We start from the raw sequence: 16,748 nt of genomic DNA, 5'->3' as shown, positions 1-16,748 counted from the left end.
AGTTGGAATCATTCCAACTTCCTTTTTTCTTTAATTAGCTGCACTTAATTTAATTCTAAGTTTTGTTTCACCTAAAGAAAGTTCATCGTCTTCGTTCGTTAAGTGACCAAATGTAAATTGTTTAACGAGTAAGTTTTCTTCCAATAAATCTTTATGGTTCGTTAACGTTCGTTGTAGCTCTACTTCTGTATCAAGAATAACATCGACTCGTAAATTAACTGGTAAATTCAACTGTTTACGATATTCTTGAACCGCACGAATGAATTCACGCGCTACTCCTTCTTGTAACAATTCTTCCGTTACATTCGTATCTAACATAACCGTATATTGTCCGTTAGTCGTGTTAGAGAATCCTGATTTTGCAACTTTCTCAACTAACACATCTTCAGCAGTTACAACTACTTCTTCTCCTGGTGTTGCTTCGTAAACTGCTCTTTCTGTTGATACAAAGTTTTGTACTTCTTCTTGTGATAATTGTTTTAGCCAACCATTCACTGCATTCACATTTTTACCGAATTTCGGCCCCGCTGTTTTAAAATTGAGCTTCAATTGATATGATGTGTATTTTGTTTCATCGAGTTCAACATGGAACGCTTTTACATTTAACTCATCCATAACGATATCACGATAAGATTCCCAATCCATATCATTCTCGTTATGCTCAAGTAATACAAGTTCTGCTAGCGGCTGTTTTACTTTTAAAGAATGCTGATTACGGTTACTTCTTCCAAGTTCAACAACTTGTAAAACAGCATCCATTTCCGCTTCTAATTTCGGCTGAAGTAGTGATTCATTTACAACTGGATAATCAGCTAAATGAACGCTACTTCCTTCTAAATTAAGATGAATGTCTTCCGCGACAAACGGTGTGAATGGTGCAATTAATTTACTAATTGTTACAAGTACTTCATGAAGTGTCTCATACGCAGCAGCTTTTTCAGCGTTCATACCAGATTCCCAGAAACGATTACGTGAGCGTCTTACATACCAGTTACTCACTTCATCTACAAGTACTGCAATTTCACGAGCTGCATTCGTAAATTGATAATCATCAAGTGCTGTTCTCACTTTTTTCGTTGTACTATGCAATCTTGATAATACCCATTCGTCTAATTTCGTACGCTTTACATCATACGTTTCTTTCGGGTTATACTCATCTAAATTTGCATATAAAACGTAGAAGCTATACACATTGACTAATGTATCTACAAATTTAGATTTCGCTTCCAGTACGGTTCTTTCAGAAAAACGCTTCGCATTCCACGGAGCACTATCAACAAGTAAAGCCCATCTTAGCGCATCTGCACCAAACTTATCTACTAAATCAACTGGATCTAGTGCATTTCCTTTGCTTTTAGACATTTTCTGCCCTTCTTCATCTAAAACATGCCCTAGTGATAACACTCGTTTATACGGTACTTTTCCTGTATATAGTGCTGATACTGCTAATAAACTATAAAACCAGCCGCGTGTTTGATCAATTCCTTCTGCAATAACATCAGCTGGAAACTGCTCTTCAAATAACTCTTTATTTTCAAATGGGTAATGATATTGTGCAAATGGCATGGAACCACTATCAAACCAAACATCAATCACTTCTGGTGTACGATTCATTGTTCCTCCGCATTTCCCGCAGCAGACTTGCACTTCATCTACATACGGCTTATGCAATTCCAAATCTTCTGGTGTTTCGTTCGTACTATGCTTTCTTAATTCAGCAATGCTCTTCGGTGCGAACTGATGATTACAACTTTCACATTCCCATACGTTTAATGGCGTTCCCCAATATCTATTTCGGCTAATATTCCAGTCCACCATATTTTCTAAAAACTTACCAAAACGTCCATGTTTCATATGATCCGGATACCAAGTAACAGAATCATTATTTTGTAAAAAGGTATCTTTAATTGCAGTTGTTCGAATTAACCAACTTTCTCCTGCATAATAAAGTAGTGGTGAATCACAACGCCAGCAATGCGGATAGCTATGTTCATATTTTTCTTTATGATACAGTAAACCTTCCTTAGCTAAATAACGAACGATATCCACGTCACAATCTTTTACAAATTTCCCTTTCAAAAATGGTACTGCTTCTGTATACTCACCTTTTTCATCTACAACGTGCAAGAATGACAATCCTTCACTTTGAACGACTCTATAATCGTCTTCTCCATATGCTGGAGCAATATGAACAAGTCCTGTACCACTATCCGCTGTTACAAAATCTGCTGCGATAACACGGTAACCATTTGTAACTTCTTTCATCGGAAATGGCGCTGTATAAGATGTGTTTAATAATTCTTCGCCTTTATGAACAGATAATACTTCATAGTTTTCTTTTAATACTTCTTGTACACGTTCTTTCGCAACAATGTATACATGACTTTCTTGTTTTGCTTTAACGTATTCCATATTTGGATGGACAGCAAGCGCTACGTTTGCTGGAAGTGTCCAAGGCGTTGTTGTCCAACCTAAGAAATACTCATTTTCACTATCTTTCACTTTAAACTTCACAGTTGCACTTAAATCTTTTACTGTTTTATACCCTTGTGCAACCTCATGTGAGCTCAATGAGGTTTGGCAGCTTGGGCAGTATGGTGAAACTCTATGTCCTTTATATAACAATCCTTTTTCATGGATCGTCCCCAAAATATGCCATACACTTTCGATATATGGATTCTCTAAAGTTACATATGGATCATCCATATCTACCCAATAACCAATACTTTCAGTGAATTCACGCCACTGCTTTTCATATGTGAAAACACTCTCTTTACACTTTTGAATAAATGGTTCAATACCATATTCTTCGATCTCATGTTTACCAGAAATACCAAGTTGCTTCTCAACACCTAGTTCTACAGGTAAACCGTGTGTATCCCATCCTGCTTTTCTTACTACTTTATAACCAGCCATCGTTTTATATCTTGCTACTAAATCTTTAATTGCCCGACCAAGTGCATGGCCGACGTGTGGTAAACCGTTCGCCGTTGGTGGTCCTTCATAAAACACAAACGATTGCGCGCCTTCTCGATTCTGAATTGATTGTTCAAAAATGCTTTGTTCGTTCCACTGCTTACGAATACGTGTTTCTCTCCCTACAGCTGACTCTTTTACATCTACTTTCTTCATCTACAATCACTCCTTTGAATGTTTTAAAAGCACACAAAAAACCCGTCCCTATGAAGTAGGGACGGGTTTACCCGCGTTACCACCCTAATTCTATTAGCTTTTTCACTAATAGCGCTTAGCAACGTACTATCATACGTGTTCTTTGTAACGGTAGACATCCGTCCGGGCTTACTTACTTTCAGCCTCGGCTCCTCGGAGATGATTTTCAAATAACGTCTGCCCACCGGCTTTCAGCAATATACCGGCTCTCTGGAGAACAGTTCACTATTTTACTCTTTCTCGTCTTCAGATTTGTATACTTTATTAAAAGTTATTTTATGCCATTTGACAACTAATTGTCAACTAATTCAAAATATATGCTTATCCTTATCCCCTATTCTTATACAATTACTTTTCAAATTCTCGCAATGCTGCTAAATTTTCATCATCCTCAATAAGTTCAGCAAAGAATCCCGATTCATCCTCACGAAGGACAATTTCAAGCTCTTCCTTCGCCTCTTCATTTCTATTTAACTGTGCTAAATAACAAGCACGATCATATCTTGCTAACAAATCATTTGCATCCATTGTTAATACTTCATTTGCTATTTTTTCTGCCTTTAGTGTTTGGCCGGCACCATGATATGAAGACGCTAAAGAAAGGAGAATTGCTGTTTCATTTGGATGATGTATAGAAGCATTTTCTAATACATGAATTGCCTCTTCAAACCTTTCTTGACTTTGATACATTTCTCCTAAAGCAAGAAATGCTCTACTTACGAACGGTGTTTGCTCCGTTAATTGTAAGGTAATCTTTTCTGCTTTTCTTTCTTCCCCTGCTTTAAAGAATACTTGTGCTTGCAGAAGAAGAGTATCATAATCATCTGGTAGTTCTCGAACCATTTGCTTCGTTAATTCCAAAGCATCTCTTAACATATCTTCTTCCTCGCACTCAACGAAAAGATTTACAAGTTGCTTCGCTACTTCATAATCCCATCTATTTTCTAGTGACGTGTGCAGAATCTCTATTGCTTCTTTATTCATCTCTACATTCTCATAAAATAGCGCAAATCGCTGTGCTGCCATACTATTTTTCGGATTTAACTTTAAAGAGATTTCATATAAATCAATTATCATAGTAACCATTGAAATTTCTTTGGCACGATTTTTCATACGATAAAAAGCTCTCGTAATGATAGATCGTTTTGGTTGTTCATGCAGCTGGCGTTCAATCCATATTTCCGTAACCGCAGCTGCAGCATACATGAATGCTGTACTTCTTTTTGCTTTTTTCACCTTTAACGTATGAAGAAAATCTCGTATGTTAGACAATTTTTTATGCTGCTCTACTGCTTTTACATAAACATCAAATATACGTTCATTATCAAAATCTTTTTGTATTACTTTCATTGCAACTTCAATTGCTTTTACATTTCTTTTTTTCACTAATACTTTTGCATAATGATATAGAACTTCTATATGCTCACCATCTAATTGTAGCGCGTATTCAATCTGTTCTTGTTCTTTATCTATTTCATTCATCGCTCCGTACACATATGCAATCGCATCTAAACGCCATATTTCAGGTACTTCTTCCTCTAATTGTTCTAGTTCCGTCAGCAATTCTTCCTGAAGATTCATATCTACTGAAAGCTGTGCCAAATATTCCATATTAATATGCAACGGCTCTTCCTTCATCGCCTGAACCATATGACTTTGTTCTTTAGAACGGTTTTCTTCTTTTTCGTATATTTCCGCAAGCTGTAAATGTACACCTACGAAATTCCCATCAAGCTCTAAACATGTTTCATACGCTTGTTTTGCTTCCGTCAATTGCCCTAATGCCATAAGTATTTCACCAATTCGGTAATACGGTAATGCCGTTTCCTTTTGTTCTATCGCCTTATTATATCTTTTCATCGCTTGGCCGTACTGTCCAATAGATTCATATAAAATACCTGCATAACAACCGCACTCACTTACTTCATTACTTTCTTTGTGTAACGTTCTTAAAAACGCTATACCTCGTTGTACAAATTCCGTTCCTTTAATTCGATTCACATATTCATCTAACGCACTTGCTACATTATAATCGCTTTTCTTTATACCATTTTCTAACTTAGATAGCGCTACTTTAAACCCTTCTTCATTTCCACCAAGTTCAAGTTCAGCATCCCATAAAACCATTCCTGAATTCATGAGGAAATCTTGGCTCTTTTCAATTTGCTTCTCAAGACCAAGAATGTATTCTTTTGCTTCCTTGTATTGTTCTCTTGCCATATACACTTGTGTAAGTCCGAAGTGAGAATAAACATCCTCATCGTTTTCTTCTAAAGCACGCTTATACAATACTTCTGCTTCTTCCAAGCTATCATTTTGAAAATGATAGTCACCTAATTTTACGTAAAGAGGTGCTTTATCATCACAATTCTCAATACCGTTTAATAAAATTTCTTTCGTACTTTCCTCATCCTTCAAATCAGATTCGTATATTTCCGAAAGTTTCGTATAAATGTAAGGTGCATTACTATCCAAATGAATCGCTACTTTAAGCCCTTTTATTGCTAAATATAATTTTCCTAGTTGATGTGCACATCTCGCTCGTTCATACCATACATGTGCTTCATATTTATACTCTTTTAACAAGTCATTAAAGATTTCATATGCTTCTTCATATCTTTCTAAATCTATTAATATTAAACCGTGATTCGTTAAAGTGAACCTTTCAGGACTGCGCTCTAACGCAACTTGAGAGTATTGCAATGCTTTTTCAGATTGATCAATATACATATAGGATAAAGCGAGAAAACTCCAAGCAATAGGCTGATCTGCGTCTAATTGTAACGATGAACGAAAGCTTGAAATCGCTTCTATATAACTTTCCTGCTCAAAAGCATATCTTCCGTTTATTAAATGATATAAAGCACGATTATTTTTCCTCTCAACGCTTGTCAGCATTTGCTCCGCTTTCTCTACTTCTTGAAGACGAATAAAACACTGTGCACCATGCAATTTAACAAAGTCCGAGTTCGGAAACTCTTCCATTAACTTATCGATACAATATAAAATAAATTCTTTATCTACTTCAACATCTAAGTGCTTTATCGTATATAACCACGTATTTGGATTATCACTCGTTTCTTTTAAAAATTGTACTAAGTTACTAATTCCCTCTTTGTCATGTTCATCTAAATGATCCGTAAGAGAAAAAATAGATTTAAAATAACGATTTTCTTCCTCACTTAGAAACGCTAGTTGCGCCTTCTTTTCTTTCGGAACAAACGTGATTGCTAAACAGCCTGTATAACGATATTTTTCTTGTAATTTACTATATTCTACAAGAACTGGTTCTATAAAGTTTGGATCTTGAACATAGAAAGCTTGCAATGTATCATCATATCCAGATAGAACTTGTACGTGTGAAGCATGCTCAATATCTATACTTAATAAAACAGGAATTCCTTCATCAATCAGTCTCTTATAATTCTCTTCATTCCCTTTAAAATAACGATATTCATAACCTAATTCTTCCAAATAAGAAACAGTATCTGAAAACTTCGATCCTGTCATATCAAAAATAAACTCTGCTATTTCATCTTGTGTACGTGTCTCTCCCCATATACGCAACATCATCTCTAAACTTGTCGGAACACAATAATTATCCTTTTGTACAATAGGAACTATCGGCAAGTGAACCTTTTTTCCATCCGGATTTTTTTCTAAATTATGATATAAAGATTCTTTTAAACTCTTTTCTTTTTTTAATAGCTTTTGTAAATCTGCAAATTTATTCATTTTGTACAGCGCTTCTGCACGTAAATGTACAAAGTAAGTGTTATAAGCATGATATGGCAGCTGAGTATTTATGTTATCTATTACCGCTAACATCTCTTCATATTGCTCTAAATCTAATAAATACTTTACCTTCTCAAAATGAAAATATGGTACTTGTGGGAACTTTACAATCGCATCATCAATTAACTGTATCGCACGTTTTTGTTCTCCTTTATTCGCATACAATTGTGATAATAAATAGGTAGATAACTCTTCACAATCTTCATGCTGCATGCCAGCAATAAATTGTTCTTCCGCTTTCTCCCATTCGCCTGTGTGCATATAAACGTAGCCCCATTTATCAAACACTACGCGCGTACTGTACTCCTCTGCTTTTTGCATATACATTAGCGCTTCTTCATTTCTTTTCATTTCTAAAAGACATCGTACTAACGTAAAATATGTTTTCGCTAAAAAATCTGCATCTATTTCTTCTTTATTACTCTCTTCTAAAGTTTCTTTTAACAGCTGCTCTGCTTCAAGAATTTTTCGCTCATCAATTAGCTCATCACAATATAAAGAGAGCGTTCTCATATTTGGGAATTTCTTATAAGCGTAGCGAATGAGGAATGAACTGTATTGGTGCATAAGCCCTTCATCAGTAAGGCGAATTAATATGTCAAACTCCTTATGCGAAGGAATATTAGCAAGCCAATTCTTCACATAGGATAAAGTATTCGTTTCTTTTATATATGCAATTTCATTATTTATTTCCTGTAATCCGTCTACAAATCTCTTATCTTTCAAACACGCTTCTAACTGCTTAAAATCTAGCATGCATTCACCTCGAATTTATATTTAAACTGCTACTTGCTTAGATTTTACACACCATATAGTATGTATTCAACTAAAATCTCTTATAATGGATGGTATTAATTAATATTATTCAAATTTATAACAAAATATAGTAAAAATGATTGTTTTTCTCCGTATTTTGTTTAATTATATGGAATAACGTAACATGCGGTTTTTTATCTTGTAGAAGCTGAAATCAGTACATAAAATTATATCGGCGATAATTCAAATATATCAGCGATTCTTTCATTTTATCGGCGATTTTCAAATTATATCGACCGATTCTTAACATTTATCAGCGATTATATGTCGAATATCGACTTATCGACATTAAACGACAATCCTTATATATCATATCTTTTAACATACTATATCACCAAATGTAATTTTCATATTCGGAGCGTACACTAAAGAAGAATGCACATGAAATATTTTAAAAAATCGTAGTTCAGCTTCATATTGAGCTAGCGCATTATCATATGTTAATCCTCTGTCTATTAAACGTTTTATAAATTGCTGCTTATCACCCGGATTACCTGCAATCCCCTCTTCTTTTAATGAATGATACAAACTTTGTTTATCATTATGGTGGATATTAGAATCTAAAAAGTTCACTTTATCACTTACTCTACACTCAATATTTTTCACACCTAATTCACTTAAATACATCGGTATTTTCATACCAATATTTCCATCTTTTCCACTCCTCTGCGTGTCACTTTCAAATAAATTCTGCAAAATGCCTAGCTGGATAATTTCCGATTGGTTCTCTCCATCCAAAGTGTATGAAGACATATTTGATATCCAATGTGGTTCAAAACAGATTATTTTCTCGCCACTTTTAACTGAATGAATCATTTTTTGTAGCATCGTTTTTGGTGAACTCATATGTAATAAGAAGGCATGACAAATTGCTATATCGTATGTATCGTTCAATTCAATTTCTATAGCATCTCCCTCCAGAAATTCTGACTCGTACGGAAGTGAACGAAACAACTCTCTCGCTTCAGCTAATAATGTTTCTCCACTATCAATGCCTGTATACTTTGATCCTTCTGGAAGTAAAGGCATTAATAATAAGCCTAAATAACCATATCCACAACCATAATCAACAACATGGACTGGCTCAGAAATCTTCCAAACTGAATTCACTAGAAAACTTACATAATCGCTATTGTAATATAAATCTCTCGTATTTTTTAAATACGCTAGTTTACTGTTCCAATCGTATGTTTCCAACCTCTAACGCCTCCTTTTATATACACCCCTTACAATTCTCCATTTAACAAAAACATTCCTACATTTTTAACAATTCCCCAAGAAATTGGTTTTAATAAGGTGAGATTACTGCTTACATGACTCCTATACCAAATAAAAAGGCATACATATCTGTAATGATACATACACCTTTTATGCTACATCTCCTCAGGAGCCTCCACCCCAAGTAAACGTAATCCTTCTTTTAATACAACCGTCACAGCATAAACCAATGCGAGTCTGCTGTCTTTTTCTTCACTCTCTTCTAATATACGAACATTACCGTAATATTTATTGAACGATTGTGCTACATCTAATACATATTTCGAAATAATCGATGGCTCATTTTTATTGAAAGCTGCTTCAATTACTTGTGGGAATTTGTTTAGTAATTTTACGACACTCCAGCTATGATCGTCTTTTACAGCAAACGTACATGTTTCAAATTCTACACTTTCTTTTCTTAAAATAGAGCAAGCACGTGCATGTGTGTACTGTACGTACGGGCCTGTTTCTCCTTCAAATTTCAGCATGTTTTCTAATGAGAATTCAATATTGTGCATACGCTCATTTTTTAAATCGTGGAAAATAACTGCCCCTACACCGACTTGCTTTGCTACTACTTCTTTTTGTTTTAAGTTTGGATTTTTCTCTTCAATATTTTGTTTTGCAAGGTCGATTGCTTCCTCAAGTACTTCTTCAAGTAAAATAACTCTTCCTTTACGTGTCGACATTTTCTTACCATCTTTTAAAATGAAGCCAAACGGTACATGTTCCATACCATCAACCCAAGTGTAGCCAAGTTTTTTTAATACAGTGAAAAATTGATTGAAATGTAAGCTTTGTTCTGGACCAACAACATATAGCGCTTTATCAAACCCATAAGTGTTTTGACGATATAAAGCAGCCGTTAAGTCACGCGTTGCATAAATCGTCGCACCATCTGACTTTCTAATTAAACATGGCGGCATACCTTCTTCTTCTAAATTAACGACTAATGCGCCTTCTGATTCTTCCAGTAAGTCGTGCTCTTCTAAAATCCCAATAAAGTCTTCCATTTTATCATTATAGAAAGCTTCGCCTTGAAAATTAGTAAATTCCACACCGAGAAGTTCATAAATACGAGAAAATTCTTTTAATGATTCGTAACGGAACCAATTCCAAAGTTCAACAGCTTCTTCATCGCCTTCTTCTAGCTTTTTAAACCAAGCACGTCCTTCTTCTTCTAATTCTTCATTCTCTTTTACTTCTACATGAAACTGAACATATAACTTAAATAACTCACGTATTGGATCCTCTTTCACTACTTCTTCATTTCCCCATTTTCTATATGCGGTAATTAACTTTCCAAACTGTGTTCCCCAATCACCAATATAATTGATTCCTACAACTTCATATCCACATTTTTCTGCGATATGCTTCAATGAATTTCCAATCATTGTAGAACGTAAATGTCCCATTGAAAAAGGTTTCGCGATATTAGGAGAAGAATAATCGATAACTACTGTTTTTTCACATCCAAAGTGATTTTGACCGTACTCTTCTTTCTCAGCTAAAATTTTCTTTAATACTTCATCACTTACAGTTTCACGATTATAAAATACATTTACATAAGGACCAACGGCTTCTACTTTTGTAAAGAACGGATCATTTAACTTCTCCGCCACTTCCTTTGCGATAATAGCTGGTGCTTTTTTATATTGCTTCGCTAATGAAAAGCATGGGAACGCTGCATCTCCAAATTCATCTTGTTTCGGTGTTTCAATTAAATCTAAAATTTGTTTTTGCGTTAATTCATTCGTGAAAATATTAGATAAACTTTCCGCAAACTGCATTTTATAATCCATGATACAACCTCCTTATTTTTTTAACACAAAAAACTCGTCTCTAAAAAAGAGACGAGTTTTAACCCGTGGTACCACCCTTGTTGTTCGTTAAGAACCACTTTCCCGTTTATAACGAGGACAGGGGGCCTCGGCTTTCTCTACTATTCGTTCAAGAAGCATCTCCGAAGTGCGCTTCATCTTTTTCTTCCGTACTAGGCTCACACCATCCCTAGCTCGCTTTCCTTCTAAAAAAGACTACTCTCTTCATCACAGACAGTATATTTAATTAATTATTGCTTATTATACATCTTTTCAAACAATTAGCAAGGGTCAATTACACCAAAGTGAAACTTAGCACTTTTTCTTTTGTATACATGAAAATTGTGTTTTTCAAATCTAGAACTACGAAAATGATCTTTTAAAACGACACGTTTTCTCGCCACTCGTTTTGCCTCCGCAATTGTTTCGTCAGTAATATCATGATACAAAGCGAAGTGTTTTAATCCTTTAATTCCGTCAGATTCTATGACAGTTTCTTCAAACATCGGATCAAGGTAAACGACATCATAACTATTGTCTTCACATTGCGCTAAAAATGAAAAATGCTCCGTTTGCTTTACTTGGATTCTTTGCATTGCTTCATCAATTTCAGAAACAGATGAAGACCATGTTTTCAAACCATTTCTCATGATATAAGCCATATATTCATTGCCTTCAAGTCCTGTTACTTTTCCACTTTCACCAACAACATAACTAGCTACAATACTATCTGATGCCATCCCGAGCGTACAATCTAACACTGTCATTCCGCTCTCTAATTTAGCAGCTTGTACAAACGGATCGTGTTCTCCACGCATTAACCTTTTCACACGAAACATCGCTGAGTTCGGATGAAAGAAAAATGATTCTTCCGTACCTTTCGGATAAATAGCTAATCGGTTCTTTCCTACGACAAGTATATCTTGTTCATACTGCTCATGTAATTTATGCACTGGTATATCATTACGTAAAATGAAAGAACGATTTAATTCTTCTGCTACCTTTTTTGCATATGCTGTCATTTCTTTGTTTGTTCTTCCTGCTGTTGTTACTATCATTGTTTCACCTCTATATAAAGAAAAGAGGGAGATTTACTCTCCCCCTTCTTTAGCAATTCTTTTCGAAAGCTTGCTCTAAGTTCGTAATAATTTCGTCCATAGTTGCACCTTCAATTTCATGACGGTGAATGAAGTGAACAACTTCTTTTCCTTTTAATAATGCCATAGATGGTGAAGATGGAGGAATTTCTCCGAAATATTCACGCATTTTTGCAGTAGCATCTTTATCTTGACCTGCGAATACAGTTACAAGATGATCAGGTTGTTTTTCAGCACGAACAACCGCTTGACCTGCTGATGGACGTGCTAAACCAGCTGCACAACCACAAACAGAGTTTACAACTACTAAAGTTGTACCTGATGTATTTTCCATAAATTCTGTTACAGCTTCTTCTGTAGTTAACTCTTCAAACCCAGAACGCACTAACTCTTGGCGCATTGGGATTACCATTTGGCGCATGTATTCTTCATAAGCATTTGACATCTTGTAATCTCTCCTTCAACTTTCATTCCAAATTCATCATATCACGCTCTATTAATAGGTGCAAAAGAAAGATAACGATGATTTCATTTTTTTGTAGGGATTTCACAAACCCCACCGCGGCAATGTCCCACTGGAACAAGTTTTCTATTATTAGCGATATAATCGTATACTTTACTTCCAAAACCAAGTACGATAGATAGCTTTATAAAAGGAACTGCAAACCAATAAGATGGAACGGCCTTTGCTAATACATTTATGCTCTGAATGCCGTCATACCACTTATTATTTTTAAAAATATACAGTCTTTGTTCCATTTTACTTTGTAGTTCTTGAGAAAGCTTATATTTCTCAACTACATCTTCATTTCGAAATGAAACAAATTTCATCTTACCCTTTTTATCTAATTTTTTCGTACGTTCTGCAACGGCCGTACACATCGGACACCAACTATCATAGAAAACAATCATACATTATTCCCCTTTACGAGACTCCGTCATTTGTTTCCATACAGAACCTTTTGCTTCTTCTCCGCCTTCAATACGCTCTAATGCTAGACGTGCTTGCATCGCTACTTCAAACTCTGAATCATCTTGCGCTGCTTTTAATGCTGGAATCGCACTTTCATCTCCAAGTTCAAATAAGAACATCGCTGCACGCCAGCGTACTAATTTACTTGGATCTTTCAGAGATTTAATCATAACGAACATCGCTGCCGGATCACCTACATCTGATAAACAATCTCCTGCAGTACGACGAACACTTACAGAGCGATCTAACAACGCTTTATATAATAACGGTAATACTTCATCACCTTTTACCATACCTAAATACGCTGTTGCTAAACGGCGTATTGAAACTTTTTCATCATCTAACGCCATCTTCAACACTGGAATATCTTCTTCAGTAGGATCCATTTGTTCTAATGCTGCAAAACGGTTTTTCCAGTCAGAATCTTTCATCATCTCTTCTGTTACTTTATATGGCTCACGCTTTTGAATCGTTACTTCAACAGCACCTGCTTGATTTAATAATTCTTTAACCGTTTCATTTACACGTTCTTCTGAATAAGCAGCAACAATCTCTTCTACTACTTCTTTCCCGATTTCTTCAAAATTACCGTAACGTGTACTTTGTTCTACCCATTTACGCTCTTTTACAACGTTTGGTGCAGACATTTGTACTTTCATAATTGATTCTTTGAAACGATCTGGTAAGCCAACGCGTTCTTCCGATGTTCCATCTGTTAACTTTACTTGCATTGGAATTGTAAAGAACATTTGAACAAACACTTTCACTTCTCCAAAATGAGACAGTTGTTGTTCTTCACTTTCTTCCACTACTTCTTCGCCAAAAACAGCACGAACTTGTTGTAATAATACTTTCCAGTCATACTTTGCATTTCGCTCGACTGCTAAAAAGTCAGCTACATGATACACACCTTTAATGCCTTCAATTTTCAAAATTTCTTGCACTTGCATTGGTGCTTGTTCTTTATTTTCATTTGTATAATTATTACGCGCTCCTGATGGTAATACTTCATTCAAAATAACTTTCATTGTATTTGGACTTGGCGTCGGTTCAATTGCTTTAATCTTCACGTAAAAAACTCTCCTTTATTGCGTGTTCTTAGCTGTATTGTAACATGTTATCACTCTATACTCCTACTCGGATGCTTAATTTTACTACTTTCTTCCCGCTACCATACTATTTCATTCTTTTTACATTTCAAATTAGGAATGAGGTTTTAAAAGCTTTCGTTTCCGATGCTTTTTATTTTTTATCCATTTCTTGAGGTACCGCCAGTATTAAAAAAAACACACGCTAAGCAAAAATATGTAAATAAGCTGTCCATATAGACAGCTTATTTACATATTTTTCGTTCTCGGAAGTTGATCTTGTAGCGCTCTTTCTCGTAATTCACTATGTTTTCCAAAGAAAATAGTGAAAGACAAGGCGATGAATACATTTGCAAAATGACAAAACTGTAAGAATACACGAGTATTTGTAAGAAAGTTCGATGTTTTCCTTTTTCTTTTTTTATTATAGTGAAAAAGAAGAACGAAATATTCTCTTATGTAGGAAAGGAAGATAATAATGATTGATTTATTAAATAAATGGATGTTAGAAAGTACAGGAAATTTCAATATCGTTGTAGGACTTACAGCACTTCTATTTTTGGGTTCAGTAATTACACTTATTATTATTTACAAAAAAATTGGTAAACCAGATGAAAGAACAACTCCTATTCATTTTAAAATTATTTCTTGTATGTTTACTACTCAAATTCTAATGAATTGCATATTTATTTCTTTAGTTGGTAAAGATATTGAGAATTCCCGTCAAATCTTTATATTATTTGAAGCCTTTGTATTCTTCGTTGGAGCTATTTATTCGTTTAAATTATATAGACAAGAATTTAAATAATTCACTTGCAAGAAACAATAAAAAGGGGGATTCCTTACTCTCAGAAAGGATCCCCTTTTTTATTTTCTATCACTCGATTCTTCTTTTTATACATTCCTATCCTCGCATGGGTTTTACGGTTCTCGATTGTTACTGGATTAGCCGAAAAACGTAATAAAATTTTGTATACTCTTTACTTGTTTTCCAAAAAAAGCTGGCGGTACTCCTTCTTTAAGTTTATTAAAATACTTTCCACAATTTTTTCCGTAGCTATTACTTAAAATCACCTTTTATTACGATGCCCCCTCCCGCCTTCTCTCCAAAAAGGTAATACTCTCAATCACAACTTCAGTTCTATATATTCTCTTGCCTTGTTCATCATCGTAATTACTCGTCTGAATACGCCCTGTAATCCCAACAAGTGATCCCTTCTTACAATATTCAGTTACATTCTCAGCCGATTTTCGCCAAACGACACAATTAATAAAATCGACTTGTTGTTCACCTAAACTATTTCGAAATCCTCTATTCACCGCAATACATATTCTTGCATAAGCAACGCCTTGTTTTGTGTAGTATAATTCTGGCTCCTTTGTCAATCTACCGATTAATACAACTCTATTCATCATAAGTTATACCACCTCACATATTTTTCTCCATTGTAAGGAGAAATGGATGAATGGTAAAAAGCACAAAATGATGTATCCGTAAGTAAAAAGTATTAATTTAGACCTTACAAAACAAAAAAAGAAACCATACATAGTTCAAACATGTATGGTTTCAAAATTTATTACACTTCAGTACAAGATATGTAATATCCTCCGCGAGCCATCTTTATTTCAACACGGTACAATACACTTCCTAAGTAAAAAGTAATCGGTTTAACTTTACTCTCAAATTTTAGTCTTTCATTGCATTCAGTTGCATATCCTTCAATCGCTGAAGTAATAACTTCAGATGATGGATACGTTAAAGCTTCATCTAGTTCTATGAAAAAACTTTTAGAAAATAGTTTTTTCATAATCCCCTTCTTCTCTTTCATCATATTCCATCTCCTTCAATTCAAGTTGTTAACATCCATATTATACCATACGTTCAATATATCTTTGAAAATAAAAAAAACCTGCATTTTTCATGCAGGTTTTTTTATTAGTCATTTTTCGTAAAGTAAGAAACGAAACGAAGAATTTCTAAGTATAACCAAACTAATGTAAGCATTAGTCCCATTGCAGTGTACCATTCCATATATTTCGGAGCTTGACTACGTACACCATTTTCGATTAAATCGAAATCTAGTAATAAGTTTAATGCAGCAACTACAATAACAACTGCACTAATAATAATACCGATTGTACCACCTTGGTGAATGTATGGAACAGTTACACCAAACATATTTAGTAGGAATACGACTAAATACATAACCAGAATTCCGAGTGTTGCTGCCATAACGCCTGTACGGAATTTATCCGTTACTTTTACTACGCGTGTTGCATATAACACTAACATTGCAAATAGAATTGAGATTGTTAGTAATACAGCATTTAAAACGATAGAATCGCCAAATTTCATTGTATAAACTGCTGAAATACTTCCTAACACAACCCCTTCTACCGCTGCATAGATTGGTGCACCAAAAGGTGAAATACGCGGGAAGAACATAGACGCAAATGCGATGATTGCCGCAACGATTAAAGCACCAATTAATACTGGCATCTTCATCGTCCCCTGCATCATCTGTATGTATGAATAGACAGACGTTGCAAGTAGCAAGATAAGCATAATGAACGTTTTGCCTACTGTTCCGCCAATTGTCATCGCAGAAGCGCTTGCTCCCTCTTTACGGAATGCCTCTTTTTTCAACATTGGATTAGATGTTCTCATTTTTTCCCTCCTAAAATAGGTTCTACCAATAGTGTAAAGTTTTTCTCTTTACTTTTCAAT

At 34.9% G+C, this 16,748-nt stretch carries 12 protein-coding genes and 2 other annotated features; of the genes, 1 reads left to right on the top strand and 11 read right to left on the bottom strand.

Annotated features, from left to right (window positions below; translation table 11 throughout):
* Positions 1–30 precede the first annotated feature (30 nt).
* The 8 genes from ileS to H6481_RS08960 all read right to left on the bottom strand — a co-directional run bounded on the left by ileS (position 31) and on the right by H6481_RS08960 (position 14,002).
* Positions 31–3,132, bottom strand: a complete 3,102-nt coding sequence (gene ileS / locus H6481_RS08995) for an isoleucine--tRNA ligase (protein WP_023521808.1) — start codon at positions 3,130–3,132, stop codon at positions 31–33.
* Positions 3,133–3,186: 54 nt separating this feature from the next.
* Positions 3,187–3,427: a binding site (T-box leader), on the bottom strand.
* 92 nt (positions 3,428–3,519) lie between these two features.
* Positions 3,520–7,722, bottom strand: coding sequence for a bacteriocin-processing peptidase family protein (locus H6481_RS08990; RefSeq protein ID WP_182811490.1), 4,203 nt, complete (start codon positions 7,720–7,722; stop codon positions 3,520–3,522).
* 378 nt (positions 7,723–8,100) lie between these two features.
* Positions 8,101–8,979: a class I SAM-dependent methyltransferase gene (locus tag H6481_RS08985; RefSeq protein WP_097920542.1), complete on the bottom strand. Its 879-nt coding sequence runs from the start codon at positions 8,977–8,979 to the stop codon at positions 8,101–8,103.
* 176 nt (positions 8,980–9,155) lie between these two features.
* Positions 9,156–10,844, bottom strand: coding sequence for an arginine--tRNA ligase (argS, locus tag H6481_RS08980; protein ID WP_097920543.1), 1,689 nt, complete (start codon positions 10,842–10,844; stop codon positions 9,156–9,158).
* A 44-nt stretch (positions 10,845–10,888) separates the two neighbouring features.
* Positions 10,889–11,103: a binding site (T-box leader), on the bottom strand.
* Between the two features lie 40 nt (positions 11,104–11,143).
* Positions 11,144–11,920 (bottom strand): class I SAM-dependent methyltransferase, encoded by a 777-nt coding sequence (locus H6481_RS08975; RefSeq protein ID WP_063547140.1) that lies wholly within the window; start codon positions 11,918–11,920, stop codon positions 11,144–11,146.
* Positions 11,921–11,969: 49 nt separating this feature from the next.
* A complete protein-coding gene (locus H6481_RS08970) occupies positions 11,970–12,404 on the bottom strand; it encodes a BrxA/BrxB family bacilliredoxin (protein ID WP_000063706.1) in 435 nt (144 codons plus the stop codon).
* Positions 12,405–12,487: 83 nt separating this feature from the next.
* Positions 12,488–12,871 (bottom strand): DCC1-like thiol-disulfide oxidoreductase family protein, encoded by a 384-nt coding sequence (locus H6481_RS08965; RefSeq protein ID WP_120460390.1) that lies wholly within the window; start codon positions 12,869–12,871, stop codon positions 12,488–12,490.
* Positions 12,872–12,874: 3 nt separating this feature from the next.
* Positions 12,875–14,002 (bottom strand): conserved virulence factor C family protein, encoded by a 1,128-nt coding sequence (locus tag H6481_RS08960; RefSeq protein ID WP_000692587.1) that lies wholly within the window; start codon positions 14,000–14,002, stop codon positions 12,875–12,877.
* A gap of 496 nt (positions 14,003–14,498) precedes the next feature.
* Here H6481_RS08960 and H6481_RS08955 point away from each other — a divergent pair, with 496 nt between their 5' ends.
* Positions 14,499–14,828, top strand: coding sequence for a hypothetical protein (locus tag H6481_RS08955; RefSeq protein ID WP_000566293.1), 330 nt, complete (start codon positions 14,499–14,501; stop codon positions 14,826–14,828).
* Between the two features lie 272 nt (positions 14,829–15,100).
* Here H6481_RS08955 and H6481_RS08950 read toward each other — a convergent pair whose 3' ends face one another.
* From H6481_RS08950 to H6481_RS08940, 3 genes are all read right to left on the bottom strand, one after another.
* Positions 15,101–15,436 (bottom strand): single-stranded DNA-binding protein, encoded by a 336-nt coding sequence (locus H6481_RS08950; protein WP_000982013.1) that lies wholly within the window; start codon positions 15,434–15,436, stop codon positions 15,101–15,103.
* Positions 15,437–15,597: 161 nt separating this feature from the next.
* Positions 15,598–15,852 carry a DUF4318 domain-containing protein gene (locus tag H6481_RS08945; RefSeq protein ID WP_000975134.1) on the bottom strand — a complete coding sequence of 85 codons (255 nt, stop codon included), beginning with the start codon at positions 15,850–15,852 and terminating at the stop codon, positions 15,598–15,600.
* 104 nt (positions 15,853–15,956) lie between these two features.
* A complete protein-coding gene (locus tag H6481_RS08940) occupies positions 15,957–16,688 on the bottom strand; it encodes a Bax inhibitor-1/YccA family protein (protein WP_023521797.1) in 732 nt (243 codons plus the stop codon).
* Positions 16,689–16,748 lie beyond the last annotated feature (60 nt).

Origin of the sequence: Bacillus sp. ME78 (assembly GCF_903970865.1) — a bacterium.
GTDB classification, from domain to species: Bacteria; Bacillota; Bacilli; order Bacillales; family Bacillaceae_G; genus Bacillus_A; species Bacillus_A cereus.
The sequence above is the reverse complement of the archived record's forward strand: the minus strand, read 5'-3'. Positions and strand labels throughout refer to the sequence as shown.

Bases quoted from the DNA above. Each gene is read 5' to 3' on its own strand.
- argS (WP_097920543.1), bottom strand. From the start codon at position 10,844: ATGGATTATAAAATGCAGTTTGCGGAAAGTTTATCTAATATTTTCACG.
- H6481_RS08945 (WP_000975134.1), bottom strand. From the start codon at position 15,852: ATGATGAAAGAGAAGAAGGGGATTATGAAAAAACTATTTTCTAAAAGT.
- H6481_RS08940 (WP_023521797.1), bottom strand. From the start codon at position 16,688: ATGAGAACATCTAATCCAATGTTGAAAAAAGAGGCATTCCGTAAAGAG.
- H6481_RS08970 (WP_000063706.1), bottom strand. From the start codon at position 12,404: ATGTCAAATGCTTATGAAGAATACATGCGCCAAATGGTAATCCCAATG.
- H6481_RS08955 (WP_000566293.1), top strand. From the start codon at position 14,499: ATGATTGATTTATTAAATAAATGGATGTTAGAAAGTACAGGAAATTTC.
- ileS (WP_023521808.1), bottom strand. From the start codon at position 3,132: ATGAAGAAAGTAGATGTAAAAGAGTCAGCTGTAGGGAGAGAAACACGT.
- H6481_RS08990 (WP_182811490.1), bottom strand. From the start codon at position 7,722: ATGCTAGATTTTAAGCAGTTAGAAGCGTGTTTGAAAGATAAGAGATTT.
- H6481_RS08950 (WP_000982013.1), bottom strand. From the start codon at position 15,436: ATGATGAATAGAGTTGTATTAATCGGTAGATTGACAAAGGAGCCAGAA.
- H6481_RS08975 (WP_063547140.1), bottom strand. From the start codon at position 11,920: ATGATAGTAACAACAGCAGGAAGAACAAACAAAGAAATGACAGCATAT.
- H6481_RS08965 (WP_120460390.1), bottom strand. From the start codon at position 12,871: ATGATTGTTTTCTATGATAGTTGGTGTCCGATGTGTACGGCCGTTGCA.